General features: G+C 37.6%; 25 protein-coding genes and 6 pseudogenes. 8 read left to right on the top strand and 23 right to left on the bottom strand.

Annotated elements, in window-relative coordinates:
• Nucleotides 1-489: 489 nt before the first annotated feature.
• Together ACW5MY_RS06725 and ACW5MY_RS06720 are read right to left on the bottom strand one after the other, a co-directional pair.
• Entirely contained in the window at nucleotides 490-852 is a 363-nt protein-coding gene (locus ACW5MY_RS06725; protein ID WP_013351891.1) for a hypothetical protein, read from the bottom strand.
• A gap of 197 nt (nucleotides 853-1,049) precedes the next feature.
• Nucleotides 1,050-1,297: pseudogene (locus ACW5MY_RS06720) on the bottom strand (hypothetical protein); the annotation flags it as partial.
• A 183-nt stretch (nucleotides 1,298-1,480) separates the two neighbouring features.
• Here ACW5MY_RS06720 and ACW5MY_RS06715 point away from each other — a divergent pair.
• Nucleotides 1,481-1,771, top strand: coding sequence for a contact-dependent growth inhibition system immunity protein (locus ACW5MY_RS06715; protein WP_038462758.1), 291 nt, complete (start codon nucleotides 1,481-1,483; stop codon nucleotides 1,769-1,771).
• 79 nt (nucleotides 1,772-1,850) lie between these two features.
• Here ACW5MY_RS06715 and ACW5MY_RS06710 read toward each other — a convergent pair whose 3' ends face one another.
• A complete protein-coding gene (locus ACW5MY_RS06710) occupies nucleotides 1,851-3,179 on the bottom strand; it encodes a Kelch repeat-containing protein (protein ID WP_250539902.1) in 1,329 nt (442 codons plus the stop codon).
• 994 nt (nucleotides 3,180-4,173) lie between these two features.
• Between ACW5MY_RS06710 and ACW5MY_RS06705 the strand changes: the two genes are divergently transcribed.
• Nucleotides 4,174-4,410 (top strand): hypothetical protein, encoded by a 237-nt coding sequence (locus ACW5MY_RS06705; RefSeq protein ID WP_014470520.1) that lies wholly within the window; start codon nucleotides 4,174-4,176, stop codon nucleotides 4,408-4,410.
• A 326-nt stretch (nucleotides 4,411-4,736) separates the two neighbouring features.
• On the top strand, nucleotides 4,737-5,111 hold the full coding sequence (locus ACW5MY_RS06700) for a YoqO family protein (RefSeq protein WP_013351886.1): 375 nt from the start codon (nucleotides 4,737-4,739) through the stop codon (nucleotides 5,109-5,111).
• Between the two features lie 13 nt (nucleotides 5,112-5,124).
• On the opposite strand, the gene ACW5MY_RS06695 is transcribed toward ACW5MY_RS06700, so the two are convergent.
• On the bottom strand, nucleotides 5,125-5,334 hold the full coding sequence (locus ACW5MY_RS06695) for a hypothetical protein (RefSeq protein WP_014470521.1): 210 nt from the start codon (nucleotides 5,332-5,334) through the stop codon (nucleotides 5,125-5,127).
• A gap of 450 nt (nucleotides 5,335-5,784) precedes the next feature.
• On the opposite strand from ACW5MY_RS06695, the gene ACW5MY_RS06690 reads away from it, so the two are divergent.
• The gene (locus tag ACW5MY_RS06690; RefSeq protein ID WP_013351885.1) at nucleotides 5,785-6,060 is read left to right on the top strand and encodes an LCI fold-containing protein; all 276 of its coding nucleotides are present in this window, start codon (nucleotides 5,785-5,787) and stop codon (nucleotides 6,058-6,060) included.
• A gap of 754 nt (nucleotides 6,061-6,814) precedes the next feature.
• Here the strand turns inward: ACW5MY_RS06690 and ACW5MY_RS06685 are convergent.
• Nucleotides 6,815-7,102: pseudogene (locus ACW5MY_RS06685) on the bottom strand (Y-family DNA polymerase); the annotation flags it as partial.
• Nucleotides 7,095-7,424, bottom strand: coding sequence for a YolD-like family protein (locus tag ACW5MY_RS06680; RefSeq protein WP_013351883.1), 330 nt, complete (start codon nucleotides 7,422-7,424; stop codon nucleotides 7,095-7,097). The pseudogene ACW5MY_RS06685 and the gene ACW5MY_RS06680, both read right to left, overlap by 8 nt.
• Before the next feature lie 168 nt (nucleotides 7,425-7,592).
• Here ACW5MY_RS06680 and ACW5MY_RS06675 point away from each other — a divergent pair.
• A pseudogene (locus ACW5MY_RS06675) lies at nucleotides 7,593-7,742 on the top strand (phage coat protein); the annotation flags it as partial.
• A 135-nt stretch (nucleotides 7,743-7,877) separates the two neighbouring features.
• Here ACW5MY_RS06675 and ACW5MY_RS06670 read toward each other — a convergent pair.
• Nucleotides 7,878-11,475, bottom strand: a pseudogene (locus ACW5MY_RS06670) (YobI family P-loop NTPase).
• A gap of 433 nt (nucleotides 11,476-11,908) precedes the next feature.
• Here ACW5MY_RS06670 and ACW5MY_RS06665 point away from each other — a divergent pair.
• The gene (locus ACW5MY_RS06665; RefSeq protein WP_127721184.1) at nucleotides 11,909-11,989 is read left to right on the top strand and encodes a putative holin-like toxin; all 81 of its coding nucleotides are present in this window, start codon (nucleotides 11,909-11,911) and stop codon (nucleotides 11,987-11,989) included.
• A 283-nt stretch (nucleotides 11,990-12,272) separates the two neighbouring features.
• On the opposite strand, the gene ACW5MY_RS06660 is transcribed toward ACW5MY_RS06665, so the two are convergent.
• The 7 genes and pseudogenes from ACW5MY_RS06660 to ACW5MY_RS06630 form a co-directional block, all read right to left on the bottom strand.
• Nucleotides 12,273-12,608 carry a hypothetical protein gene (locus ACW5MY_RS06660; RefSeq protein WP_013351878.1) on the bottom strand — a complete coding sequence of 112 codons (336 nt, stop codon included), beginning with the start codon at nucleotides 12,606-12,608 and terminating at the stop codon, nucleotides 12,273-12,275.
• A gap of 203 nt (nucleotides 12,609-12,811) precedes the next feature.
• Nucleotides 12,812-13,273 carry a GNAT family N-acetyltransferase gene (locus ACW5MY_RS06655; protein ID WP_013351877.1) on the bottom strand — a complete coding sequence of 154 codons (462 nt, stop codon included), beginning with the start codon at nucleotides 13,271-13,273 and terminating at the stop codon, nucleotides 12,812-12,814.
• Nucleotides 13,274-13,397: 124 nt separating this feature from the next.
• Nucleotides 13,398-13,619 carry an SMI1/KNR4 family protein gene (locus tag ACW5MY_RS06650; protein ID WP_014470524.1) on the bottom strand — a complete coding sequence of 74 codons (222 nt, stop codon included), beginning with the start codon at nucleotides 13,617-13,619 and terminating at the stop codon, nucleotides 13,398-13,400.
• A 309-nt stretch (nucleotides 13,620-13,928) separates the two neighbouring features.
• Nucleotides 13,929-14,873 (bottom strand): ketopantoate reductase family protein, encoded by a 945-nt coding sequence (locus tag ACW5MY_RS06645; RefSeq protein WP_014470525.1) that lies wholly within the window; start codon nucleotides 14,871-14,873, stop codon nucleotides 13,929-13,931.
• A gap of 72 nt (nucleotides 14,874-14,945) precedes the next feature.
• Nucleotides 14,946-15,503 carry an SMI1/KNR4 family protein gene (locus ACW5MY_RS06640; RefSeq protein ID WP_014470526.1) on the bottom strand — a complete coding sequence of 186 codons (558 nt, stop codon included), beginning with the start codon at nucleotides 15,501-15,503 and terminating at the stop codon, nucleotides 14,946-14,948.
• Between the two features lie 49 nt (nucleotides 15,504-15,552).
• The gene (locus ACW5MY_RS06635; protein ID WP_014470527.1) at nucleotides 15,553-15,807 is read right to left on the bottom strand and encodes a SunI/YnzG family protein; all 255 of its coding nucleotides are present in this window, start codon (nucleotides 15,805-15,807) and stop codon (nucleotides 15,553-15,555) included.
• 215 nt (nucleotides 15,808-16,022) lie between these two features.
• A pseudogene (locus tag ACW5MY_RS06630) lies at nucleotides 16,023-16,141 on the bottom strand (lipase family protein); the annotation flags it as partial.
• Nucleotides 16,142-16,238: 97 nt separating this feature from the next.
• On the opposite strand from ACW5MY_RS06630, the pseudogene ACW5MY_RS06625 reads away from it, so the two are divergent.
• Nucleotides 16,239-16,769: pseudogene (locus ACW5MY_RS06625) on the top strand (EndoU domain-containing protein); the annotation flags it as partial.
• A 21-nt stretch (nucleotides 16,770-16,790) separates the two neighbouring features.
• The gene (locus ACW5MY_RS06620) at nucleotides 16,791-17,126 is read left to right on the top strand and encodes a hypothetical protein (protein ID WP_013351872.1); all 336 of its coding nucleotides are present in this window, start codon (nucleotides 16,791-16,793) and stop codon (nucleotides 17,124-17,126) included.
• 564 nt (nucleotides 17,127-17,690) lie between these two features.
• On the opposite strand, the gene ACW5MY_RS06615 is transcribed toward ACW5MY_RS06620, so the two are convergent.
• The 9 genes from ACW5MY_RS06615 to ACW5MY_RS06575 form a co-directional block, all read right to left on the bottom strand.
• Nucleotides 17,691-18,248: a hypothetical protein gene (locus ACW5MY_RS06615; protein WP_326070219.1), complete on the bottom strand. Its 558-nt coding sequence runs from the start codon at nucleotides 18,246-18,248 to the stop codon at nucleotides 17,691-17,693.
• A gap of 118 nt (nucleotides 18,249-18,366) precedes the next feature.
• Nucleotides 18,367-18,624 carry a holin gene (locus ACW5MY_RS06610; protein WP_017695214.1) on the bottom strand — a complete coding sequence of 86 codons (258 nt, stop codon included), beginning with the start codon at nucleotides 18,622-18,624 and terminating at the stop codon, nucleotides 18,367-18,369.
• Between the two features lie 18 nt (nucleotides 18,625-18,642).
• The gene (locus ACW5MY_RS06605; RefSeq protein WP_462061774.1) at nucleotides 18,643-19,584 is read right to left on the bottom strand and encodes an N-acetylmuramoyl-L-alanine amidase; all 942 of its coding nucleotides are present in this window, start codon (nucleotides 19,582-19,584) and stop codon (nucleotides 18,643-18,645) included.
• A 72-nt stretch (nucleotides 19,585-19,656) separates the two neighbouring features.
• Nucleotides 19,657-19,920 (bottom strand): hemolysin XhlA family protein, encoded by a 264-nt coding sequence (locus tag ACW5MY_RS06600; protein WP_017695216.1) that lies wholly within the window; start codon nucleotides 19,918-19,920, stop codon nucleotides 19,657-19,659.
• Nucleotides 19,921-19,938: 18 nt separating this feature from the next.
• Entirely contained in the window at nucleotides 19,939-20,082 is a 144-nt protein-coding gene (locus ACW5MY_RS06595) for an XkdX family protein (RefSeq protein ID WP_326285096.1), read from the bottom strand.
• Nucleotides 20,083-20,238: a hypothetical protein gene (locus ACW5MY_RS06590; RefSeq protein WP_326285097.1), complete on the bottom strand. Its 156-nt coding sequence runs from the start codon at nucleotides 20,236-20,238 to the stop codon at nucleotides 20,083-20,085.
• Between the two features lie 13 nt (nucleotides 20,239-20,251).
• A complete protein-coding gene (locus tag ACW5MY_RS06585; RefSeq protein WP_462061771.1) occupies nucleotides 20,252-21,520 on the bottom strand; it encodes a phage baseplate upper protein in 1,269 nt (422 codons plus the stop codon).
• An 11-nt stretch (nucleotides 21,521-21,531) separates the two neighbouring features.
• Nucleotides 21,532-24,093 carry a peptidase G2 autoproteolytic cleavage domain-containing protein gene (locus tag ACW5MY_RS06580; RefSeq protein WP_462061769.1) on the bottom strand — a complete coding sequence of 854 codons (2,562 nt, stop codon included), beginning with the start codon at nucleotides 24,091-24,093 and terminating at the stop codon, nucleotides 21,532-21,534.
• 17 nt (nucleotides 24,094-24,110) lie between these two features.
• A complete protein-coding gene (locus ACW5MY_RS06575) occupies nucleotides 24,111-25,985 on the bottom strand; it encodes a prophage endopeptidase tail family protein (protein WP_326969704.1) in 1,875 nt (624 codons plus the stop codon).
• Nucleotides 25,986-25,993: the final 8 nt, after the last annotated feature.

Below are 25,993 nucleotides of genomic sequence, written 5' to 3'. Positions count from 1 at the left end.
TCCGCACTTTAAAAATAGATCATTGATAATACTCTGATAGGAAAGCCCAGATAATAATGAAGCTGTAAATTTGAAAGAGTTTATAGACGAAATTAAAACCCCTATTACTGACTCAAACCAACTAACTGTATCTGCAGCCTCTGGTAAGGGGTACAGTGGTTATGCTGCGATGAAGTGTTTCAACAGGCGATGCTTTTGCAGTGACTACTAATAAAATACAGTTGAAGTCAATCTAACGGCTGAACAGATAAACAATAAAAAGTTTATCCAGTAGCATGATAGTGATATTGAATTCACTCTTGGATGGGTGCAGAACAGAAGAATAATTTTTTCATGAATGTCCCTTTTCTTTTCAACGTATATCGATGTGTGTATGGCATGAAAGCAGTTCTTGGACCCTATCCTCCTTCAAATGCATCCACAACAGCTACAATTACAGATTTACCATAATCCAATAATAGGGAAAGGAAAGAAAGCTGTGTCCTTTCCCTATTGCTCCTCCTGCTTTTTGTATTCTGCGATTTCCTTAGGGGTAGCCTTCCGGACTCCGTCTGCGTCTGTCCTGTTTGCCACTTGAGCGCCTTCCATGTTTTTTATCTCACCGACTACTCCCAAATGCTCTAAATACACATAATCACCAATCTTGAAACGATTCAGCTTGGCCTGCTCCTCCGTCATGCTCCTGTATTCAGTTGCGGCTTTCATTTTTAATTCAGCCAGACACATTTGACAAAGGGTTACTGTTACAGAATTGCCGTTAAAATCAGTAAACGAAACTGATCTGACAGATTCCTTTTCCGGATGCATCGCGCATGTTTTCTTCATAGGTGATGGCCGTGTAAATTCAATCATGCCGCTTCCTCCTTAAAAAATGTCTTTTTGTCCCTCTGACATAACTCCGGATGAATGGGAAGTTCCATACTCCCGCATTCGAACCGTCACACTGCGTTTTGTCATTTTTCCGTATTGGATATACGGAACTGCTTCGCCCATTCATCAAAGCTGTATGCGTAATCAACGCTTTCAATGAAACTGATTTCCTCCTTCTAACGGATTTTCATACATCCTTCATAGCTGTTTCTTTATAATCCCTCAGCTCGCCGCATTCCCTGTTATGATGAAGTTTCTAAAGCTGTTGACCAGTTTCCACATGTTACCTCCATGCGAAAAGCCGCTAATTCATATGGGTAAACGTAAGCCCTCGTGAATCATCAACGAAGAACAGTTTTCTTAAATCATAAAGACGCTATGCGATCCTTTGACTTCGGTAGAATGTCCGGTGATCAATGCTTGCGATAAGCTATTAACCCACCCTCCCTTTGGGATATAAAGGGAAGGGAGAAATTCTCGGAAGAAACGTAGAACAAGGGTCAAATGTTGCTGAGGATGTCACCAACGCAAAAATAGTGTTGAAAAAAAGTATAAATGGGGAGTTTATTTTAACTGGTTATCCTATAAAATAAAGGAGTTCTAATTCACTATTTACGATAATTATGATAGTTTGGAAGAATTAAGTGATTTCCCAGACGGAACATTTCACCAGGACATGGGTTCACCAAAACAAGCCCTTGAAAACTTCATAACTGAATCCAGCAAAGAATGCCTAGTTTTCACAATAAAATTTTGTGAAGCATTTTTAAATAGTGACATATCTGAACAAGAAAAAGAAAGCTTTATAAAATCAAACTCGGAGATTTATTTTCCAGCGATTGAATTAACCCCCATACAATGGTTAGAAAAAGTAATAACTCAAATAAAAGAAACTCTCTAGGTAAAAGAAAGCCCCTCTCATAAGAGAAGGGCTTTATCTATACGTGGACTGGAATCATTTAACCGAAATCTGTTTTTTGTTAAGAGGTTTTGTCACTTTGATTACTGCTTTTATTTGTTGAGTACTCATTTATTTCAAAAGTAAGGATATTCTTAAAGATAACATGATCTTTTCTGCTCTCAAACGGTCCAATGTTATTACCGTGCTTGTCAATCTCGTATCTCGAAGGGCCTGTTCCTGAATCTTTTTGATCGTACCAGTTAATGAAATCATTTACCTCTTTCATCGAAAGATCAAATTCTTTTTCAAGTCCTGTTGTCATTGTTATAGTAAGGATAGCTCGATCATCGTGCCCTTCCTCAGGAATATTGCCACCAGAACTCGGATCTCCCAAGTTATCATCTGGGTTTTTCTCTGAATACACCTGTACTGTTTTCATCATACCTGAAGTATCTACACCAATAGAGCCACCTTTATTAGTTCCCCCGATAATAAAAATATTATTATTAATAGTTGCCGCACCTGCAGCTATTCGAGAACTGGTTAGATTTTGAAAATTGTTAACTGTATTTGCAATCGGGTCATAAATTACTGAACCATTTGATGCTTTTTTACTTGAATCTGATCCTCCCATTAAATATATTTTATTATTGTATACCGTAGAAGCTATATAGCTTAATTTATTCATCAAAGAGTATTTAAAGGTCCAATTATCAGTTTTGGGATCATACTCAAAAATGCTATTACTCAAACCACTTTTATTTTCGCCACCAATGGCATAGATTTTTTCTTTTACTGTTGCTGTGCTTAAAGCTCTTAATGGAATCGGCAGGGAACTTTTTTCAGACCAGGTTTTAGTCTCAGTATTGTAAATATAAGTATTGGAAGTTGGACCTTCACTAGGATTAAATCCACCTATTAAATAAATATCCTTCCCTATAACTGTTGCAGATGATCCCGTTAGAGGTTTAGGTATTTCTACACCTTTTGTCCATGAATCTGTGTTAATGTCATATATTTCAACAGTTTTTAAATAGGTCTTCGAACCAGAATTATCCTCGCCATAACCTCCGATTACATAGATTTTATGTTCAATAACTGCAATAGCAGCACCTTCTCTCCCTTCATTCATAGAAACTTTTTCAATCCATTTATTTTGTTTAGGATCATATACATAAATTTGGTTTTGAACTTTGCCGTTATTATTACCACCAATTACATAGATTTTACCGTCAATAACCGCTGTACTAAAAAGAGATAGTCCTTTCGGTAAATCTTCTTTATCCTCCCAAGTTTTCACTCCAGTTTGATCTGCATCTTGAGCTTTCACTGGTACAGTAGTAGTGAGTAACAGGCTTGAAAAAATGAGAAATAAAACTATAATTAGGTTTTTATTCAAAGAAATCACTCTCCAAAAAGTTAATCTAGAAAAGAACAATACTATTATCGGTTAATTTTTAAACTTGTTTATAAATAATGTTCTTCACTTTGTAAAGTATTAGTTCTGCTACCAACCTATTTATAAACCTGAAACTTTCCAAACGGAATTTTCCGTTTTTATGGGACATTTCCACCTTCTGATTTCATTGAAGACATTGTAGCCAATGAATACTTGAAATTGATTTAAGAAGTATTGGATGGTTCTATTGAAGAATATAAGATTCAATTAAACACCACCCCATAGCATATATAAAAGAAGATCAAACAGTCATAGAACACCTTTATTCAGAAAGTGAAAACGATAAAAGCTCCATGGAAACAGAAAAATTCAAAGAACTTATGCTCGTCTGGAGAGACAAGATCCCACAAAGGTATAAGAGTGATGATTGAAACTTTAGGTTCCTTGAAATTTAAGGGATCTTTTTATTACTTCAATACCGCTTCAAGTTTCGCTTTGTTTTCGATCCATAAATATAATCTGAAGAACTAATTAGGAACCGTCTGACACAAGGCACGTATCTTCTTGTTTTATCTGTACCCTCTGTAATAACTCTTCATCAGTCTTACCGATATGTCTATCAATTAGATGCCCGTCTTTTGCTTCATGAGCAGCTAATCCACCGCCGGGTGCCAGAGGCGTACTATCACCTTGTTTGACATTACCTATGCCCATGTTGTTAGAAGTTTCAGATCTTCTGAGAACAATAAAACCTTAACTTTAACACCAAATCATTATGTAGACGGACCGATTATTGATGTTGCATGATGGAAAAGTAATCTGAGTGTTCAAAAAAATGCAAACGGTGAGCAGGTATACATCAAAATATATTCAATTTGTTTTTAAAATACCGGATTGCCTCATCTTGCTCTTTATTTAAAATGTTAATCATTAAATCATGCTCCCTTAAGTATAATGTTTAAGTGTTTTTATATGGGGGAATACGTGTTAGGAGGTGGTTTATTTGGAAAATAATCAGAAAATAACGCTAAACTCTTCTTTCGCGTTATCCACTCTTATTGTCTTACTTATAGCATTGTTCCCGGCCTATTCCTCTTGGTTTGTCACGATATTCTTTTTAGGATTTGCACTAATATACACATTTGAAAAAAATAAGAGTAAATCCTCAAAATTAATTGCCATTATCTCTTATCCATTGTTTGTTGTTGCATTGGTTTACAGCATAATAAACAGTATGTAATAATCCTCCCATCTATAGGGAGTTAGAAAACTTTCCAGTTCATACGATTCTCAATCTTCAGGAATGTAAACAGAATAACGTTCCGCATCATCCTCTGAAATCCGGATCCATTTATAATCCCCTACAAACCAAAACCGCGGTGCAGCTTAAGAGTCAGTATTTTGTGTTTTCAACTCTTGCTGAAGTTCTTTTAAAAACTGAATATCTTAATTCATTCGTTCCTCCTATTCATCTATTTAAAATCACGATTTTAATTTAATTTTAATGTGTTTCATCTTGAGAAAATCCCCTTTAATTGGTAAACTTACATACGAGTGGGTGTTGCCTTGAATAAAACAATCGGAATTACTGGATTAATCATTAGCCTAGCAGTGCAATCATTTTCGGCTGATGAATCGCTATCCCACAAGATTGCTACGGCTTTGTTATTTGTATCAATAATGATTTATAACTTTGAACATGCTAAAGATTATTCTAAAAAGTCACTTGTAATTTTAGGAGTTACCTTTATTCTTTTTATGCTAGGAATTTATCAACTTCTCTCTTTTACCAGCGATTACTTTGAAAAGCTTAATGTGAATTTTAGATATATCCTCTTATTTGAAATAGCATTAATTATTGCATTGGTAACGATTGCAGTAAACGTAATGAAGTACATTGCGAATCGGTTAAGGAAATCACCTAATGGTAAAGGGTTATAACTCTTTGGCTTTTTTATGCTAAATGCTTCTTTCTATGCGATCTTTTATGTTCAAATGCGATATCAACTTTTACCGGTTCCTGCTCTTTTGCTACTCGTTCCGTAACAACAATCAGTTGTCCATTTGCCTGGCGGTCAACGCTATGAACTGAATATCCTTTGGCAGCGTAATATTCACCAATAACCTCATCAACGTGGTTGCTAAGTAGATTTGTCTTAATCATCTAAATAACCTCCATTTATTGTATTTTTATTCTCTATTTGTTTATATTTATTCCATCTTCAGCCACACTCTAATCCATCTCTAGTACAGTTTCCGGGTCTATCACAACCTTTTTGATTTCGCCTTCTTTCAATTCTCAATAAATTCACTATAATTGCTCAGCTGAAATAAGAAGATTGTCTTTAAGGCAAAGCATTTCCTCTATCTGTTTACCATGTGATCTAAAGTGAAAATCAAAAATTTCTATAGATTCTTATTATATATTGCAACTACCATAACTCCCCTTACAAATTTCAAAAGTAATAATTCTTAAAACATCTTAATATTCGCATTCAAATGACATTAGTTGACACAAAAATTCCATATATATGGTAATAACTTCGCTATTTCTCTAATAACTTAAACCATATAAAGGAATTGCAAGAAAAAATATATGAAATGGGGGATTTACATGAGTTACAAAAAAGTATTAACAGGTGTTGCATTATCGGTTGGTTTACTTGTTTCAGGATCTCCTGCGTTCGCTGCAAGCGCAAGCACGGATCAAGAAATAGCAAATGTTGCAAGTGATGATTTTAAAGCTCAAGCTATCACTTGGGATCTACCTAGCACTACAGGTATTTTTGCCAACACATTTGATCGAGACGGAATCCGCTGGTATTTAAAAGGTATTACAAAAGTCTCGGAAGGCCATTGGATTGGTCATTACGAAGGTGTACGATTATAAAGATTGCAATTGGGGGCTTCTAGCTCCCTTTTTTAACTTCAAAAACCACTTCTTCGAGTAATATTAAAATATGAACTTACTATAGCGTTTTATTATTGATTATTTTGCCCAGTCCTCTCTGAATAAAAAAATCCTTTTATTGTGATTCTGTTGCCTTAATTAAAAATCTCATTCTTTCCTTCTTTGTTTTGGTGAAATCGTTGCATTTTTTCAAAATGTCCTGAAACAAGTGAAATGGAATTGGATTTAAACCAAGGATTCTGACCTTATTACAATAGCCCCCGTAATAGGCTTACTCGTATTCCTTCTGCTCTGATCTTGAAGTAAATGGATTCACTTGTCTTCTCCCTTCTGACTAACTAAATATCTTAATAACATTCTTTAATTCAACATTTAAATTCTGCGCCAAACAATGAAATGGCTTATCATGTTGGTTCAAATGTTTATTCTCAAAGTGCGCTACGAAATCTTAGCTCGTATTCGAATAACTGTACTATCGGGATTGAAATGGGCCAAAACGATATGACAGGTAAGCCTCAGGCGCAACATATGAAAAAACATTAGAGCTAGCTTGCTCCCTCTTGAAAAAATACGGCCTGACACACGAAAACCTTTGGACTCACCATCAGGTTGTTGGGTGGAAAGATTGTCATAGATACTTCACTAACAATCCATCAGATTGGGTTCGATTTGTGCAAGACGCTTCTAAAATTCTAACTGGACATCTGTCACGATTCCTACCCCTACTCCAACCAACATCAGTTGAAACTCTGATGAAAAGTTTCATTTGCGGATTTACTATGTGAATTCTTGGATCATCTGGAATCTCAAATAACCGGGAGCCAGTCTTGATTCCATAATCTTTTTTAAGTGCAGGAGACGCTGCTAAGACAACACTTCCCTGTCTATCCGTGTTTCCGACTACAGCGAGATAACATGTCATTGGATTCAATCCCATTGTTACAGCTGAAACCGAAGCATAAAAGGATTTCATATCTACACAAAGTATATTTTTACGTGGAAACTGTGAGTAATCAATCATTGTAAGCAACTCCTATGATGTCATTCATGGTGATGTATACGATTTGATCGTGATGATCTTTTATGTGTAATTTGTGTTGTTCGTAATTGAGATATTGAACTGTACCGATTAAATCCTCAGCAACCCCTTCTTTAAAGAGCTTAAACTTTAGTTCTTTATTCAGTGCCATTGCTTCAGAAACCAAGATGTCAATCTCCTCAATTTGTTGTTCATCTAAAGATGGCTCCATTTTCGAAACATCCAACAAGTCATGTTTTAGTTGCGTTAAATATTCTGGAAGCATCATGGAAGTCCAATTGATTGTTCCTCGATCTCTAAGCATTTTGAATCACTCCTTTATCGATCTAACATTAACAGAACAAACGTTCTTTATTCAATATAAATAAGAACAATAGTTCGATGTAGTTGTTGGAAATAAAGTATAAAGTTCAATGATATATGTAATATTACATAGGAGAATTTCTTTTCGTACAAAGAGAATATGAAGGTGAATGAAGCAAAGCTCCATGAATATTTAAAAGAAAATCTGTCTAGAGAAGCAAAGGAAAAATATAAGATTTATATATTCACAGATGAGGAGGATCATTTGTTCAGAGAAGATCATCGAAAATATTTTCAAAAAAACAAATTTGATAAGTGAAAACGCCCAGCAATTAAACTGGACGTTAATTCGCTCCTATTTCAAAGCTACCCTATAATGTATTAAATTATAGGGTAATTTTTAAAAATGCTTCGATGGATATATAGATTACTCCTAATGAACATTAATTATTCTTTATTTTTTTTTAGTATTCACGCGTAATTTCTTTCCGCTTTCTTCTTTAACAGAGGATACATAGTTTTTCGACTTTAATGCAGTTGCCAACGCTTTATTAGTTCTATTATTTAAGATCTTTATTCGCCTACCTTTTTCAACTATTTCGGAGTAAGGTTTCCCCATTTTAGTTAAATATTCAGTAATTAAATCATTATCGATATACTTTATTTGTCCCGTTAGCAATGATAACCTAGTATCCATTGTTGCGGGTGATTCAAGTAAAAAGTCAAGTAGATCATTGGTTATTTTCAGGTTATGCTCATTAATGAAATAAATTGTATCTTCAAGGATGTCTTTATTTCCATCTGTCATAAAGTTAGATTTTAACTGCTGTACAAAGTATTCTTTGTTAAATTGAGAAAAGTCTTTGCTATCTATGAGTTGCTTTACATCATTTGCATCAAGCGGAAAATCTCCTTGTTTTTTAATAAACTCATCAGAATTTCTTACAACAAGTCGAGTATGAAGTGCATCGAAATTTAATTTTAACTCTTTAAAATTTTCGAATGTTAGAGATAACAAATCATTCTCAATCATTAATTTTGCTCTTGTTTCAGTGACATTTCCGAACGGAAAGTGATCCCAAGAGTGGATGCTAGGAATCAACATCTCGAATGTTTTGTCTGTTATATCTCTACTATTAACGATTTCTTCTGAAATATCTTCTAAAATCACTTCGTCAAATCTATCATTAAGTGCCTCTATATTACTCTCAGAAAGCACACGCCAATTATCTGGATCATTTAGGAAATCTGTCAGGAAGTTCGGAATTGTTTTGTTGTACTCGATATAAGATGTAATAACATTTGACCAGTCTGCAATCATTTTATTTTCTTGAATCACTATAGGCCACAATTCTTTAGGTAATTCACCGATATTCGAGATGGTAAAACTTTTTTTCATGATAATTGAATGTTTAACTTCCACATCTAGCCCTTCCCAATTTAATAGTTCCAGTACACTTTCCTCTGGTTCCTCTGGTTCCTCAGTTTCCTCAGTAAGTAGAACTTTTTTAACAAATACTGCAATATTTTCATTTACGTAATCAATGACAGCCTGTTGACCAGAATTTTTAACTGCAGCATACGTTACACTGGGAGTATTATTTAAAATAACCGATAAATTATTGGTATTGATTTCGTACAGATTATGTTGAACAACAAAGTCGTATATTGTTTCTGAGTTTAGTATATGCTCCAAACGTTTAAATTTAACTGAAAGTTTTATAAGTAGTTCTTTCGTTTTCCTTTCTTCAGGTACTAGCGCAAGAAAATCGGAGTGCTTTGATAATTTACAAGATATAGCTGACTCTTTATCCATTCGGATAATATCATCAGTATCAACATATGCGAGTATATCTGCCAAGTATTCATTTTTTTTCTGTTCTGTATAATCGGATTTATGTTCAATATAATTCCAAAAATCATCCCACTTATTAGATATCGATTGAATAAATGTAGCTTTTATTGTCGCTCTTTCTTTAAAACCATCTATGAAGGTAAGAGATGCTCCTCTTCCATTTACCAATTGTTCAATTATATGGTCATAACAACTTTGATAATCAGGATGTTCCATTATATAATTCAAAAGATCATAGTTGAGTACCTCTACTTGCTTAAATTCATCACCAGCAAGCTTCTTCATAATTTTAGTTTTATTCTCTAATGGATATTCAAAAGGTAGTGATTCATGGTTTTTAATACTAAATACAAATTGAATATCGGATAGGCTCAAATTTTCCGGATAAAAATAAGTAATATAATGGTTATACAATTCATCAATATATCCATGGCGCAACAAGTAAACAAGTAACTTTTTCTCGTAGATTTCATCCGAAAAAACGGTTTTCGATTCGCTTTTAGCAATTAGTGTTTGTAAAGATTGTACACTTATTTCTTGTTTTTCTTTTTTTAATTGTGATAGTTCTTTTTTTAGCTCTTGGATTTTATTTTGCTCTATAACTCTAACGGCTTCTTCTCTTTCAAAATAGTTTGGTTTCCTATTGAAAACGGTTGCAATATCTTTAATTGTCGCTGTACCATTCTTGTCTCTTAAATAACAATGGACAGTATCGGCATTTTTCAACTTTTCAAAAAATTGATCTGTATTAGCTGTGTTGCTTCTAAATCGCTCGCCATCTATCTGAATATAATAACTATTAGGTGAATTCAAATTTGATATCCCTAATTCGCCCAGTATATAAAATTTAATTCAGCAATTGATTTTAATGGTTCAACTTCTGCACTCGCTATTGTCATCTCTATTTGTTGTATTTTTGCATCAATTAAGTTAATTTGTTCCTTAATTATGCGTTGTTTTTTTGAAAGAGTTCATATACCAACCCTTTATTATATTGTAATTTAGAAAAATCCACGGGATAAATATTCTTGTAGATTATCATTGCCAACAATTTGTTAGCATCAAGATCAATAGCACTTAATTTTTGTTGGTATATTACAAATTCATTAAAAATATTCTTTAATACTCTCATGTCATCAATGTAAATTGTTACATCTTCTAGAAAATAATCGTTTACCAATTCCGAGTAAGGTGAATATTTTATTTTCTTTTTAAGCAAATCTCCTGAATTAGATGCATTAATAATAGGTATTACTGGGATTATAAAATCAAAAAATTTCGTACGGTCTTTAGTTAACTTATCTGAATCTACATCTCCAAAAATATCATCTTTTATCGCATATATAAAAACCACACGTCTATCTATTTGTTCTGAATTATTTATAAGTTCATTCAATTCCCTCAGTTTTTCAAAAATATCGATAATATCAAAGCGATCTAAATCTTCAAAAATTACAACATTATATTTGGAGGCTTCAAAAAAATACAATATTTCATCTAAATATTTATCAAATATTGAGGAGCTCTCTTCTCCTGAATTCTTTTCTAACGTTGCGTTAGCAATTGTCACCTTATTTAGTTTTAAGTTAGCGTGAACAAAATGATAAATTCTTTTACATACAAATAAAGGATATATTATAAAAAAAAGTGTTAATAATGTAGTTAGTATTATTTGTTGCCGATCTCCACCACCAAGACTCCTTGAAATTAATGTCTCAGCATATATGTCTTTAAGTACATCAGGATTAATAAGGTATGTACCAACTATAATGAATGTAAAAAAGGAAATCAATTTTAGGATTATACTCTTCGTTCTTATATGCTTAATTCTTTTAAACCTTGAGAAAGGAAGGGTTCGGTCTTGTACCCGGTATATCATTTGTTGCAGGATGCTTTTCTCTAATTTATTTTCCACATCATTGTTATCTGTGTGGAATGTAGCTAAGGATATATTTAAGAAACTATATTCCTTACTATGTTGTTCCTGATAGGTATTTAATATGCTACTTTTTCCAGATCCATAAGGGCCAGTCAGTGCGATATTTTTCACTTTTTTATTTTTTAACCCCCAACTTAGTGCTTCTGAATATTTCCCATCAGTATCAACATCATTGCTAGGAGTAAGATCTTCAAAGAGACTCTCTGCCTTAACATTGGATTCATCTAATTTAATCTGAAGTTTCTGTAACCAGTTCATAATTTTTTGTTTGAATTTCCCCAAAAAAATATTTCCTTTCTATGCAATTTTTAGATTATTAAATTAGCAAGTTGCAAATGCCAGTCGAGATGAAAATTAATTACATGGTATCTTTAACTGACCTTAGTTCTATCTCTACAATTGACTTTCATATTTTAAATTGTAACATGAGAGGCAAAATATGTGTTTAATTAAGTATGTAATTAAATCTCTCTTTGAGTTTAAACCATCTTAAAAATTAAGTCTCTTAAAATGACCATTAACATAAAAAAAGAACTTGCAAAATGCAGGTTCTTTTTTTATTGTCAATTTATTGTGAATTTTTAACGACAAGGGCATTTTATGTATAGTATAATATTTCCTGTACATTAAAGCATGCTCACTCAAGGGAGTCTTGCTCACCTCCATGTCTCAAACAGAGGAGGTGAGGCCAATGTCAACTTTTCAAGTATTAGTACTCATGCTTGGATTTGGGTCATTTATAATTGCATTGTTGACCTATATAAAAAAATAGACCTCCCTTGAGCCCTGGAAAAGTTTAAGGGATGGTCTATTCGGTAGATCTGAGCAAGCCCTTTTGTGGGCAGCTTTAGTACAAACAATGACCTGTGGGTGTTGGCGCACCCCTGGTCTTCTTTTATTTTATGCATTTTTTAAGAAAGAAATACGCAACCAATCAAATGTCTTACAGTTCTGATTATAACACATTAAGCGAAACCATTGAAATAATTTGCAAAACTTTTGTTTTATGGATAAAACTATTATTTTATTTGGACTCGATAAGTATCTTTAATGTATCAATGTGCTTTATTACTTTCCAAATACTTTTCATGTTGTCTTTCTAAAACATTAATATCCTCTTTAATAATCTTAACTTCATATTTTTCTTTATCTTCATCGGATAAGTTGTCGTTTAAATAGCGCCGTAATTCTTCTTCACTTTTTGTTTTATCCATCCCAATTGATATGACTGGGTCTGTTTCTCCAATTCCAAAGCTAAATAAGCCAAATTCATCCCATGCACTTTCTAATACTTCCTCAGTGGATCTTTGATTTTTAAGAGGATGTGAAACTATGCTATACATGATCACAGAACAAACAATAACCAAGACTCCAATTAATTTCTTTTTCATTGTCTCCTCCTTTTCATTTCAAGATTACCACAAAATACAATAAATGGAAAAATAATTCCTTACCAACAGTATCTTATTCATTACGGGTTGGTTTTGAGAGGATAAATGCTAATCCGTATCTTAAAAACGATCTAAATAGATTAGCATAAGTTTACCGTCAATCACCGTTTGCGAGAGTAACCTCTCATACATTCACGGGAATTCTATTTTAATTTTTTTAGGAGTTTTACATATTCACCATATTCGTCTTCGCCAAGAAATAAAACGGTTGTAAAGCCCTTCTTTTCATATAGATGTCTTGCGTTTAAGTTATCTGTATCTACACCGAGTGTTATTTCCTCATATCCAAGGTGTTTTGCATAATCAATCAAATAATCAACAATAATACCGCCTATCCCACGATTTCGATATCCTTCTTTAACAATCATACGAGATAGATAAATGCGTTTATCTGGAATAGTATAATCTGGGTCATTTTTTTGAAAAACTAATGATCCTTCTCCTATAAACTCGTCATTCACTGAATAAATAAAAGTAATTCTGTTTCCGCTTACTAATTCGTCGTAAAACATCTTAGCCATTTTCTTTTTCTTTTCCACATCCCAAATATTGCCACACTTATTGTAGTCTTCGGGTTTTAATTTCTTTATTTGGTACGAATCCATAGCCTCTCTCCCTTTTTAAAATTATTTAAGAAAAAAGCTCTCTTTCTGAGAGCTTACCTTTGCAATACTTTTGTTTAACTGTTTAGTAATCATCATCTAAATATCCCATCATCTTCTTCAATAATCAAACCATGAAGTCAGAAAAAGAATTAGCGACCAAAAATGTGTCTTTCACTCCATCTGTCATTTCATGATCCAAAAAATAAACCTTTCCTGTTGCTTCTTCTTTCACACCCAGACAAATTTGATCTCCTCCGTCAGCATCAGCAATCGGAATAATCCAGTCTGGCATTTGTTCTTCATAAGCTACTGTCATTGATTTAACATCAAAGTCTTTATCATCCACGCCAAATCCGTAAAACAACCCCAGTCTTAAAAGATTATTGCTGGCTAAAGGATTTTAAGAGTGGGAATAACACATTGTCAGCTTGTATCGTGCTTCCACCATATCTTATTACAAAATCTTTGTACACCTCATCAAGGTTTATGTTTAATTCGTTTTCAAATGCTTAAATTTTTCTTTTGCTTTCTGATTCATTGCTTGAAGCGTTGCCCATCCAAAACAGGACGGGGGTTTACGTTTTATTTCACAATCGTGATATTATATTGAATTTATAAGAGTAATTTGGTAGATATACATTTTATAAGAGAATTACTAACGATTGACCTCATCTCTATACTTAGAAGTTGATCGTTTTTGAAGGTCGTCCAAATTTGGAGTTGATATATTCGCTTCCTTTTTCAATTCATCAAATGTTTCATATAAGGCTATAATCTCGCTAAAGGAGCACTCAAAAAATTTAGCCATCTGAAGTTTGTGAAATATTCTCAAACCGTGGTAGACAAAATTTCGATGGTTACGAACCATATTCAGTTGAAATGCTGGGTCAATTCGATATCCCAGTTTTTCTAAAACCATAAACCCCTCATCCATTACAGAAATCATCTGCATTAATGCATTCTTATCCTTCGCTATTTTTTTAAAGTCAAAGTTATTGATATAATGGATTGAGTTCATAGCAATAATCGGTATGAAGTGACTTTTAAGCCAACCATCAATATTTTCATTAAAACTTAGTTTATGTTTCGCTTCCTTAAAAGCCTTCTCTAATATAGATTTAAATGATAAGTCACCGTCTAAGCTACCGATTACCATTTGTCCTCCCCCCCGAATAAAAATAACACGACCATTTTCTTCCCTCCTCCCCCCACTAATTTGAAAACCAAACGCAATATTTTTTTTAACTTTGCTATTTTTATTTAGGAATGTTTGCATATTTGCAGCATCAGCGTTATTCCCAACAATCACAATATTGTTACTTATATTTTCAGCTAGAATCGGGAGAACCGATGAAAATTGATTGTATTTCATCACCACAAATATGAGATCGTAGTGTTCTTCAGGTTGTAGTTTATCAATTACATTTACTGCATCGACAGTATTTTTTCGTTGGAAACGATGTCGAATAACAATTCCATCTTCTTTCAATTGTTCATACCGCCTCCCTCTAGCTAAAATGGAAACATTGTTTCCTCCTCGTAATAATGAGTGGGCAAGATAACTTCCCAAAACACCAGCACCATAAACCAATACTTTCATCTCCGTCCCCTTTCCACTTATTCTCATCTAAATTTCACCATAGCCTTATTAACTGATTAACAGAAAATGGTTTTATCTCGTTCTGTAATAATTTTTAGCTGTATAGTATTTCCAGTCCCAAAAAGCATCCCCGTTCGACATAATATATCGGTCTAAAAATATTTCAAAGTTTAAATTTAATGGATTATATTCTGAACCACTTTCAAATATAAATAGATAGTTAGGGTCACCATGATTCACTCTATCCTTGTCGATCATTAAATGACATTCTTCCAACAAATAGCCAATAGGTATTCCATTGATACCTTCAAACAAATCCTCATACTTTAGTTCTTCTTCTATATCTTCAAGGCTGAATAGATGAAGTCCTCCACCAATATTCTCACCCTCTGCAAGAATTTCGAAAATTTTCGCACCATTATGCTGAGAAATAAACTTCAGATAATCCTCAGGAAGTGTGAATTTATGATTCGACTGAAAGTTTTGGATTTCATTAAGAGAGGCTTTGGTCGGAGAAAAAGTCACAAGGCCCTCTATAATATATCCTTCAGAACAAAACAATTTAATGGCTCCTTTTTCATCTAAAAGACTTTTCAAACCGTTTATAGTCTTATGGACAAAGTTAGTCAATAAAATCGCCCCCATATTTTCAGAATAAAACACCGAGAATACGAATTTGTTAATCAGTAACAATTTTATTCATAATTGAAGCAGCATTAGAAGTAAACAAAATATAAGTGTTTTTTGCTGTTTTAATTACTATCCTATCCGTAGAGCCATAAGGAAACCCTATCCTTACTGCACTTTTCTCTTGTCCTCCATAGTTCGGATCCAGAAATACACCGTTGATTTCTTTGATTGGAATTTCAATTTTAGATAGTTGCCAATTGATAATTAACTTTCCATCAGATTTTTTAACTTTAATCCCAAGCAAAATTGCATTCTCCTTTCAACTATACGGTCAGTTAAATTTTAACATATTAGACTTTTCCTTGATATTAACATGTTGAGCAAACTTCAATTTATAATATTTGGTTTTTTTTTTATAATTAGGAAGGTTTGTCCGATATAGAGACAGAACAAACAATTTGGAGGAATTACATTGAAGAAATGGTTATTAGGTATTGGCCACTCATACTCTAAAAATCACCCTGAATCCACCATATCATCAGGATTAATAATCGCCTTATGATATGCATAAAAGATGGATTATTAAAAGCGACACTGTATATATTATTGTTTACGCCGGCATATTCCGCAACCGCTCCTCTGAATTTTGGTTAGCGATTTCTTTCGGGCTTAGACAAGGTGAAATTTTAGGTATACGTTTCAAGGATATAGACTTCAATACTGGGGTTTTAAGATTCGAAAAATAAGTATGAACCCGCACTTGCCGGAATAGCGCAGGATATTGAAAATACTCACAATGTGAAGAATACTCCTTTATTGAAAAATATTATTGAAGGTCAAAAAGAGAGTGTGCTCAGCAAGTCTGTGACTTCAAATTTTAGTACAGGAAATAGCAAGTATACCACAGGTACAATGAAACATATTTATCATGGAGAAATTAATAAACGCGGTAAAGCAGTTGGCTACCACCATGAAAGTATGATGGGCGGAAAGATTATACCAGGTACAGAAAAGAAGCCTGACAAAAATGGAGTATATATGGCGAAAGTTGAAGTCGAGTCTGTAAAAAAAATAGCGGATTCAAGTTTCTTTCCAAGAGAATGGAACCGCGCTGACGTATTAAAAGCAATTGACGAAGCTTATCATACCAGAAAACAAGTACGTTCAAATAAGTATAGAGGAATCACTTCAACAGGAATTAAAATTGAAATGTATTTAAATAATGACGGAACAATAGCAACAGCATATCCGTTATATAAAAAATAATCTTAAAGGTGACCAGAGCACATGAAATATTTATACAAGTTTGATAAAGATCCATTTGGTGATATAAAAATAGTTTTACCAGAAGAAATCAGTCTTTTCTCTGACTTCATTGAAAATATTACAACAATAGAACAAACTGATGAGTATATAGAATACATTCAGAATGTTTTAAATGGGATACATGAGGATTTTGAAATTGATTTAAATGGGATAAGTGTATTGATAAAAAAAGATGTTACCGATGTTGAAAACCCTTTTTTGATCGACGACCCTTATAAAAACTCAATAGAAACAGACCAATTTAAAGAGCTATTATTAATATGGAGAAACAAAATTCCTGAGATATTTAAAGGTTAAGTACATTCATTATTCTACGCGGTGAAATTTGGTTCTTAACCTTTATTGAGCCGGTATTTAAATTTCCCAGAGACCAAGATATTAAGGCCTTTCTCATAAGAGATGGACTTTATCTATGTTTTCAATAGGATAGACTGTCTTCAGTCCGAGATCCCATCAACATCAGGCTGGCGACAAAGAACCTTGCATTATACAGCGAATTATTCAAATTCAGCTCAAAAAAATAATTTCGTCCCCAATTCGATGAATGATGACAAAATCAATAAATAAACAAAGTAAAAAACCCTTGCTACGCAAGGGTTTCGGCTATGATTCCGACTGGGCTCGAACCAGCGACCTCTACCCTGTCAAGGTATCCGCAAGTGATCCGATAAGTCAATCGGTAAGTCAAACGTTGGTATATCAGCGTTAAGTCATCGTTAAGTCATGCGACTCACATTGAACGTCCTTATTCTGTTAATTCCGATTATAGACTATAGTGCTACTACCCGCAAGTACATTTAATATTTACCGTCAACATATCGAAAAAAATCGCCCCATCCGCGAAGGATAGGACGTGGATTGTTACTTTTTAAACGCTTGATGTTCGAAATAACTGTCGGCAACTATTTCGAAATTCTTGTATTTGAATTCTTTCCAGTTTATTTCATCGGCGGTTTTTCGCTCTAGCTGAATCGATAGGACTTTTTCAAAAGATGAGTTGCCTTTTGCGTCCTCCAAAGGAAATTCCCACGTTATTAAAACCCTACCGACGGAAGTATCTTCAAAAATCTTAGGAAAAAGTTTTTCGCCCTCTTTAAGCATTCCCTTTTTCACCATATTGTTAGTTAAATTACTACTTCCGTTTAAAGTAACGTTAACGGTTTTAATTCCTCGATTATTCTCGTCTACGTCATCAAAGATATCAAGCTTCTTCAATTTTTCCGTATCTTCTGTTCCTTTTTCCTTAAGCTCATCCGCTATAAGCATCTTTACGTTTTTATCCGTTACTTTAAAAGGCTCGGCTTTCTTGCTTTCTGCGCTGTCCTCTTTTTGCACCGCACCAGTATTAACGCTATCTTCACTACATGCCGACAATAATAAAAGTGGTACCGAAAGTAACAATAAAAGCATCTTCCGCATAGGAATACCTCCGTTATGTATTACCAGGATTATACTACGGCGCCAAACTTATCCGCAATGAGTTTTTATGTACGCGAGCACCTACGTTATCATACGTAAGCGCTCGCTAAAAGTTTCGTTATTTCGTTGTACCTTCGCGTTTGGCTCCGAGTTCAAAAAGACCTGTCGCAGCTAATCCCGCAAAGCCGCCGGCCCATAATCGCAGCACCAAGTCGAGGTCAGTAAACGGATAAGCAACCGCGCCTAGTCCGATGCCAATCACGAAGCTTAACGCCGGGATTACATTGGTCGGAAGCTTAACCGTTTTCTTAACGAGTTGAACGAGCGCCGTTAGGATTGGCGCCAGTACAGTTGCGAAAATTAAAACGTCTTGCATGTTATCGACTCCCTTTCGTTATTTTACTGTTGCGCCGGTTGATTTCGCAGCGTAGATATTTACTTTTCCGAACTGATCCGTCTTGATCGTATAGACGTCCGTTTGCGGGTTCGCAAGGATTTCGTACTTCAGACCGCCGAATTTCTTAGGACGCAAGTAGCCGCATTCATTTCCTTTAATCGGCGCTTTGTTAGTCGGATAGATTCGCCAAGAATCGGCCGAAGCCGGAAGGTAAACGTATTTCTTACCGCCGGACGACGGCTTAGACGCGCCCGCCGTTAGTTTAAGCACTTGACCGACCGTAATTTTATTCGCGTTCTTGATGCCGTTGTACGATTGAAGCTTCGCTATACTTACGCCTGTTTTCTCCGCGATTTCGGAAAGTGTGTCGCCTTTCTTGACGGTATAAGTAGACCCGGAAGCTTTTGGCGCTGAAGCAGCAGGTTTAGACGCCGACTTGGCGCCGAGCGCTTTAAGTTCCGCCGCAATATCCGCTTTTACTTCTTCCCAACGATCCTCGGCGAGAACACGGTGCGGACAATATTTACCGGACCAGTCTTGGTGCTTACGAACGCGATCAACGCCCCAGCCACGCTCTTTCAATAATTGCGCGATAAATTTAATCGCCAGCTTTTCGGCCGCTTTGTACTTAGCGCCGCCTGACTTCGAATAGCAAACCTCGACGCCGATAGATGTCCGGTTTCCGGAATTCACGCCGTTTCCATCTCCGGTATGCCATGCGTTGCGATCCGTTGGAATGCCTTGTACGACCTCCTTATCGTCCACCGCGAAATGATAGGACACTTCGTTGTTGTTTCCGATCATGTACCGAATCTCTGCGTCCGCTGAAGCGTCGTTAGCCGTATTATGGAACGTAATATACTTCGCATCCATTGAATACGGACACTTAACGGGATACTTACTTGATGCGACGAGATTCTTACGTACTGAAATCACCATTTTATCGTCTCCTTTCGAAATTAAAAAAGCCCGCCGGGACTCTCACCTGACGGGCGTATTGCGTATATTCGGTTATAAAAATAGCGCAACTCCCGATATCGCTAATCCAGCGACGCCGATCATTACGCCCCAAATCCATTTCGTATTTGCTTTCATATCCGCAATATCTGCGCGGTTTTCTTTCGCCAACGACAATGCTTCGTCGGCTTTTTCGTCAGCTCTCTCGGCCGTCGTTTTTACATCGTTAAAGTAATCGACCTTGGTGTCTATACGAACAAGCCATTCGCGAACTTCCGCTAACTTATCGTTAAATTCGTGTATGTTCGGCTCCGGCATAGGGACGCCTCCTTTCCGTTATTTAGGAGTCGGGTAATCTTCTCCGGTAATTTCCTTGTACTGCTCCGGCGTAATCTTGCGGTATCGCACAGCCATCGCAACCATCTCTTTCGTCCAAAATCCTTGCGCATACCAACCTTTGATGCTGTTATACCAATCCATTTAAGCGCCTCCCGTTGTTTTAGTCATCATTTCGTAAGCTAACTGCGCATTTTCTTTTTGGAGTTCTTCGTATTTTGTTTGCGCAAGTAATAGTTCGTAAGCAAGCCGCGAATCCTGAACTAGAAGGTCTTTCAGAAAAATAGTGGTGTCTTCCATGCGTTGCCCTCCTTTACGTTAACGGAATAGTTACATTCACAGAGATTTTAGTTATTCCGGTCTCACTGTTTACGGTTCCGCCGGCCAAATACAGATCGCCGTTAACTCGATAGTCCATCCTCAAGTACCCGTAGGTCCCAACCGTTGCCACAAGAAATTCCGTTGGATATTTAACTTTCGGTAGCCCCGTCGCGATGATCGTGCTGAAGGCCGACTTGAAGCCGCCGTTAATTTGGAGTTCGTCGCCACCGTTTTTAGTTCGATAACGCAATGGAACTGTGGTGTCTGTAACCGCACCGTTTATCAACGGAATAGTCGTCCATGTGCTCGTAAGCTGACCGACCTTTGTATCCGTGTAAGCCTTTGCGTCTGTGAGCGCCTTATTCGCCTTAGCTTGCGCCCCGTCAGTCGTTTCTTTCGCGTTCCATGCCGTACGTTCATCAGCCGTTATGTGTTTGACGGTATCGGACACGTGCGTATCAAAATCGGTCTTTGCCGCCTGTGCTACGTTCGAAACGTTTGCCAAACCGATCTGCGCTTTCGTTACTCCATGCGGATTATCCGTTCGGTTAGCGTGCGTATCAGTGTAGGCTTTCGCGTCTCCTAACGCTTTATCAGCTTTACTTTGCGACCCCGAAGTCGTTTCCTTTGCGTTCCAGGTCGTTCGTTCGTCAGCCGTAATGTGGATCGTTTTATTATTCGCGTGCACGTCCGTATAGGCTTTAGCGTTCGCTTCGGCCTTGTCCGCTTTCTCTTGGGCTCCGGTTTTTGTTTCGATATTTTCAAGGTCCGAAAACTTCTGCCGTAGTTCTTCCATCGTCGCAATAGCTTCGTCATATAGTTCGTTGACCTTTGCGACTAAAGCCTCGAAATCATCGATATAATACTCGGCGACTGGGACGATGTCGGTATCGACTAGCGCGCGGTCAATCACGAAAGAGAACTTATGGACGGATAGTGCCTGCTTATTCGCGTAGTACAAATTAAGCTCTGCGTTGACCGTTCCGTAATGCTTAATTTCGTCCGAAGTTAATACGTATTGCGCTACGCCACCTACCGGATCTACAATTTCTACATTTTTGATAAACCGGCTTCCGTCCGCCATGAACATAACGAGCTTTCCGCTAACTGCCGACAGGGGCAAAGGCTCCCCGTCTTTCGTTAACGTAAATATGAGTCGCGCCGTGTCAATGTCTTGCGTGCTGAATTGGATTCCGGTAGTTATTTTTCGTTTGGTTGAGGCGGTAATTTCAAACGACTGTTTTGCATCGTTATAAATCATTATCGAACCTCCTAGTGCTGCGGCGTAACGATCATTTGCGCTACACCGTATCCTTTTTCTGCGTTATAAGGCGTTTTAATTTTCATGACCGTTCCATAGCCGTCCGATTCCGCTTTAGTTGCAATGCCTCCGACTGCGGCCACGCTATCTCCTACCGCGACGGTTTGGTCGATACGAACGAGCACCTGACCGATAAGGCCGATAACGTGCCACTCGTCTCTTTCCTCTCGCGGTGTATACTCTACGGTCGGATCGTAGTCTGGATTCTCCGCAGGAACTGTAACGAGTCGTCCATCTTCTTCAATGTCGTGGTAGATAAGTCCGCCAAATTCATCGCGCAAATAACGATCATTCCAGTAAAACGCAGCCCCACCGAGTACCAGACCGGCCGTTTTTGATACGACGCCGAGAATCTTATCGCCTTTATCAGCTTTCCGAATCTTGTCGCCTTCTAGCGTTACTAGATACGAAGCATCGATTTTTTGTCCGTCGATTGATTCGAAATATTCTCCGAAGTCTTGTAGACTCGAAGCACTTTCAATTGCGCCCGTAGCTCGAACTCTTCCGTTCCGGGCATCAAGCTCGATTTTCTTATTCGCTTCCGACGGATCACCGTCGCCGTGCCCTAAACCAACGGTATATTCTTTCGTGTTTATTACGTTTTTTGACGCAATTACTACGGAAGAACCGCTCTCGCCTTTCGTATGCGAATTCCACGAATACAAAACACCATTCCGCGAGCCTTCCGTTGTCGCGCCGCCCGCTACGCCAGCAATGAAGTTCCGTTCACCTTTCGCGATAATCGTCCCCGAGCCGGCTATGATTGCACTTGTATCCGTTAAAGGTGCACCGGAAGAAGCTGCCGCTCTAAATCCTCCTTTCAAGTTGTTCGGTATCGATGAGTACTTTTGGCCAGCAATAACCGCCGCATCCGTAAATCCAACAGCACGAACCGCGATAATGTTCGCTTGGTTATTCGGCGAAGTAATTCCGGCTGTACCGCCTCTCGTGTGAATCAGACCGTTAAGCAACGTCACATAGTACACGCCGCCACCGAGTGCGATACCAACAGGCGCTGAATCGTGAATCGTAAAGTTCGAAATATGAACGTCATCTGTACGCTGTCCGCCTCCGTAAATATGAATGTCGGAGCCCGCTTTGGCGAATCCGGTCATTTGAAGACCATTGACGTTAATCTTGCGACTTTTGTATTGGAGCGCGATAATGTCCGTACCTTTATAATCGTAGGTAGGATCGCCAATAGCTCGGAAATCTGAAACGAGGACCCGTTGGTACGCCGAAATAACGAGCGCCTTTGGAGCAAGACCGGCATATAGATCGTTATAAATCGGCTCTCGCGCTGTACAGTCGATCAAAGTAACGTCACGCGCCGTTTTACTCCACGGTTCTGACGCTAAGTGGTGACCGATGTGCCGCAGGTCATACGCCCGAATGTCACGGTAAGATTCGTGTCCGCGAATATGGACGTTTTGGGGAGCCGGCCAAGCCGCGTGCGCTTTTACTTCTATGCCTCTTACGTTCCCTTCGGTATAGCAATCGATAACCCATACGTTTTTAGATCCGTCATCCACTTCAATACCGTTCGAGTTAGCTCTTCCGTCTTCGTGCGCAGTTCCTCTCGGGTTCGTCATAATACAGTTCGTAATAAAAATATACTCGCTATAGTGCGTAGAGATCCCGTCATCCCCGTAACCTGATCCGACGCAACGATCGAACCAAATATATCGGCAACCTTGTTGCGTATAATCAGTAGCGCTGACATCGTAAGTAGGCGCTGAAGCATCGAAACTATGAAGCCCCGGGTTAACGCTTTCCACTTCGCGAGCAATACCGAACTTAACTTGCGCGAATGTCAGGCCGCTCGAATGCAAGCCACCCGTTGCTCCAAGGCCGCCTTGACGTTCCGGATTCCAATCTAGCGTCATGCCTTCGACTGTAATATTTCGGTTACCGTTTGCGTGATCCGCATTCGTGATTACCCATTCGCTTGCTGGCGTGTCTTCGTGGAGCTTTAGCGTTGTGACGCCCATGCCTTCGCCGATCAGATACGTCCACGACGGAAGCTTAACGCCCTTTACGATGTAAGTACCAGCCGACAATTTTACTCGTACTTTACCCGCGCCAATCGCCTTTTGGAACGCTTCTGTACTATCGGTAGTGCCAGTCGGATCGGCTCCGAAGTCATCGACGTTAACGGTCCGCTCGATCTTTCGAAGAAGTTTAACATATTCGCGATCGAGCCGTTCTTTTAATAAAGGTTGAATATTACCGTCTGTATCAACACGTGCGTCTATGACTTCTTTTACGTTTGTTCCATCCGCATTTAAAATTAGATTTCTTATGCGGGTATACAACCCGTCTATATAATTGCGCAAAGAAAAGCCGCCATGATCGATTTGATCTGACGTGTGTGCCCCCCTTTCAGTTTTGTGCTTTGTTAAATCGCTTTTATTTTGATTAATCGCGTTTTCCGTCAAACTTGCGTTATCATCTAACTGCGAGAGTAATTTCGCGTTAGGATACGGTTGATGTCGCTTGTTTAATTGAACCAAAAATACTCACCCCTTTTTTATTTGAACGCAACGATAGCAACGTAAATTTTCGAGCCGATAGGAACTGTTATTGGGTCGACACTTACGCCGTTTTTCATAAGGGTAAGCGTAAACCTATTAGTCTCGGTGCCTGTGTACTCAATAGTCGCGATATAACCACTTTGCTTCATAGTGGCGGTAACATCTATGGAAGCGTACACTACTTGCAGATCGTCATCTGTGTTTAAAATCAGGCTGGAACCAATCGGCGTTACTTCACCGTTAGCGCTAGTAACCGTCCACGTTGTTCCGTTAAACTCTAACGTGTAAGTCAGCGTACTAGGAAACGAACTTGTTCTCCGCTCAACCTCTGCCAGCATTTCTTGTTTGGCAGCCTCTATTTGCTGAGTAATCGTATCCTTTTGTGTTTGTAAATATCGCTGTTGCTCCTTTATTCGTCTTCTGTTATCCGTATTAATGTCGTAAATGTCTTTTCGAAAATTTGTGAACGTAATTTCCGGCTTATCGAAGTCATTTAACGGATTGTACGTCATGCTGACGACGCGTACATCATCCTCGAAAGTAGTGCCGTTCCTTTCTGTGTCCGCAATAATATGAAGCGTGTCGCCTTTTGTTATTTCGTCTTCTATTCCTGCGAGCTTCGGATCGTTGAACTCTTCGAAATCCACGTCTAATGCTACTTCCGGAAACGGGTTAACTTTTTTCTTCAGTAAAGCCGTCATAGCTGAAGCTGTCGTAATAGTGTCATCACGAACTGTCTCGGCCCAAGTCGGCTGTCCGTCAATTAAAAAATCCTTCTCGTTTGGGTGAACGAAAAGGACCGGTGGAAATACATATTTTTCATCATCGTTAGCAAATTCGCGATAAACCTCGATTATATCCCCGCGAAGTAGATACATAACTGGATCGTTTTTAGACGAGCTTTTTGTGTTCGGGTTGTTCGAATCGCGTCCCGAAAACGTAGCTACGACTTTGTACTCTTTCTTAGCTAATCCGCGAATGACATCGAAGGTCTTTGTTTCGTGGTCTACATCCTTATACATCGATAGTTTTTTGCTAGTGTCACCGATCTTAAAGGTCCAGTACCCGCCGAATTTCGAGACTATCGTTTTAAACCTAAAACCTGTACCGGTAAAAGTAAACGTGAAGGTAGCACCGATTTTCTTCGTATAGTCTGCGCTTAAGGACGAATCGTACGACCATTCTCCGGTCTTTGACGCGTACGGCAATGTGGTATTACTGAGTATATCTTTGTCTTCCTTTTGTTTACCGTAACCGCGCGCCCTAGTCGTCGTATTATCTTCGGATATATCAATCTGTATTCCCTGGACATTAGCGCGAACATCTAACGTTTTGTTTATCTTCTTTCCCATCTTCTTATATACGTAGATGTTCGTATTATTTACGTCCAACTCGACTTCGTAATAGCTTATAATTTCGTCCATGAGTTCGAGAGACGACTTATCACCAAAACTATCAAGCTTAACGCTGCCAATTCCTTTCGCATCGGACTTTATTTCGTAAGTAAAACCCGACCCCTTTAATGCGTGCTTAATTGCGTTCTCTAACGACTGCGTTCCGGTGATTATCTCGTCTACTCGATTTCCTTGTAGTCGCATTACATATATATGACTTGCGGTAATCGTCTTCGAGAGCATCTCGCCGTCCTGTATTACTTGAACGCCTCTTATAAAATACTTCTGCTTCTTGTGAACTCGTTCGTCTAAGTATAAAAAATTACGGCCAGTTAGTGCGTTGTAAGCTAATTTATTATCATCATCGAGAGTGTAAGAAAACGTTAACTCTTTCTTGCCAGTAGTATCATCAGTTAGACTCGGTTCTACGTCAGTTACTTCGTACTTCTGCTTTGTGTATCGATCTTCGACATACATCTGATTCA

This window comes from Bacillus sp. Bwzl_19 (genome assembly GCF_054900515.1).
The sequence above is the reverse complement of the archived record's forward strand: the minus strand, read 5'-3'. Positions and strand labels throughout refer to the sequence as shown.

Excerpts from the sequence above, each read along its gene's own strand:
- ACW5MY_RS06695 (WP_014470521.1), bottom strand. The coding sequence starts at position 5,334 with ATGATTAAGACAAATCTACTTAGCAACCACGTTGATGAGGTTATTGGT.
- ACW5MY_RS06690 (WP_013351885.1), top strand. The coding sequence starts at position 5,785 with ATGAGTTACAAAAAAGTATTAACAGGTGTTGCATTATCGGTTGGTTTA.
- ACW5MY_RS06665 (WP_127721184.1), top strand. The coding sequence starts at position 11,909 with ATGTCAACTTTTCAAGTATTAGTACTCATGCTTGGATTTGGGTCATTT.
- ACW5MY_RS06725 (WP_013351891.1), bottom strand. The coding sequence starts at position 852 with ATGATTGAATTTACACGGCCATCACCTATGAAGAAAACATGCGCGATG.
- ACW5MY_RS06590 (WP_326285097.1), bottom strand. The coding sequence starts at position 20,238 with ATGGAAGACACCACTATTTTTCTGAAAGACCTTCTAGTTCAGGATTCG.
- ACW5MY_RS06575 (WP_326969704.1), bottom strand. The coding sequence starts at position 25,985 with ATGTATGTCGAAGATCGATACACAAAGCAGAAGTACGAAGTAACTGAC.
- ACW5MY_RS06620 (WP_013351872.1), top strand. The coding sequence starts at position 16,791 with ATGAAATATTTATACAAGTTTGATAAAGATCCATTTGGTGATATAAAA.
- ACW5MY_RS06610 (WP_017695214.1), bottom strand. The coding sequence starts at position 18,624 with ATGCAAGACGTTTTAATTTTCGCAACTGTACTGGCGCCAATCCTAACG.
- ACW5MY_RS06600 (WP_017695216.1), bottom strand. The coding sequence starts at position 19,920 with ATGCCGGAGCCGAACATACACGAATTTAACGATAAGTTAGCGGAAGTT.
- ACW5MY_RS06595 (WP_326285096.1), bottom strand. The coding sequence starts at position 20,082 with ATGGATTGGTATAACAGCATCAAAGGTTGGTATGCGCAAGGATTTTGG.
- ACW5MY_RS06645 (WP_014470525.1), bottom strand. The coding sequence starts at position 14,873 with ATGAAAGTATTGGTTTATGGTGCTGGTGTTTTGGGAAGTTATCTTGCC.
- ACW5MY_RS06585 (WP_462061771.1), bottom strand. The coding sequence starts at position 21,520 with ATGATTTATAACGATGCAAAACAGTCGTTTGAAATTACCGCCTCAACC.
- ACW5MY_RS06615 (WP_326070219.1), bottom strand. The coding sequence starts at position 18,248 with ATGCGGAAGATGCTTTTATTGTTACTTTCGGTACCACTTTTATTATTG.
- ACW5MY_RS06660 (WP_013351878.1), bottom strand. The coding sequence starts at position 12,608 with ATGAAAAAGAAATTAATTGGAGTCTTGGTTATTGTTTGTTCTGTGATC.
- ACW5MY_RS06605 (WP_462061774.1), bottom strand. The coding sequence starts at position 19,584 with ATGGTGATTTCAGTACGTAAGAATCTCGTCGCATCAAGTAAGTATCCC.
- ACW5MY_RS06655 (WP_013351877.1), bottom strand. The coding sequence starts at position 13,273 with ATGGATTCGTACCAAATAAAGAAATTAAAACCCGAAGACTACAATAAG.
- ACW5MY_RS06680 (WP_013351883.1), bottom strand. The coding sequence starts at position 7,424 with ATGCTTAGAGATCGAGGAACAATCAATTGGACTTCCATGATGCTTCCA.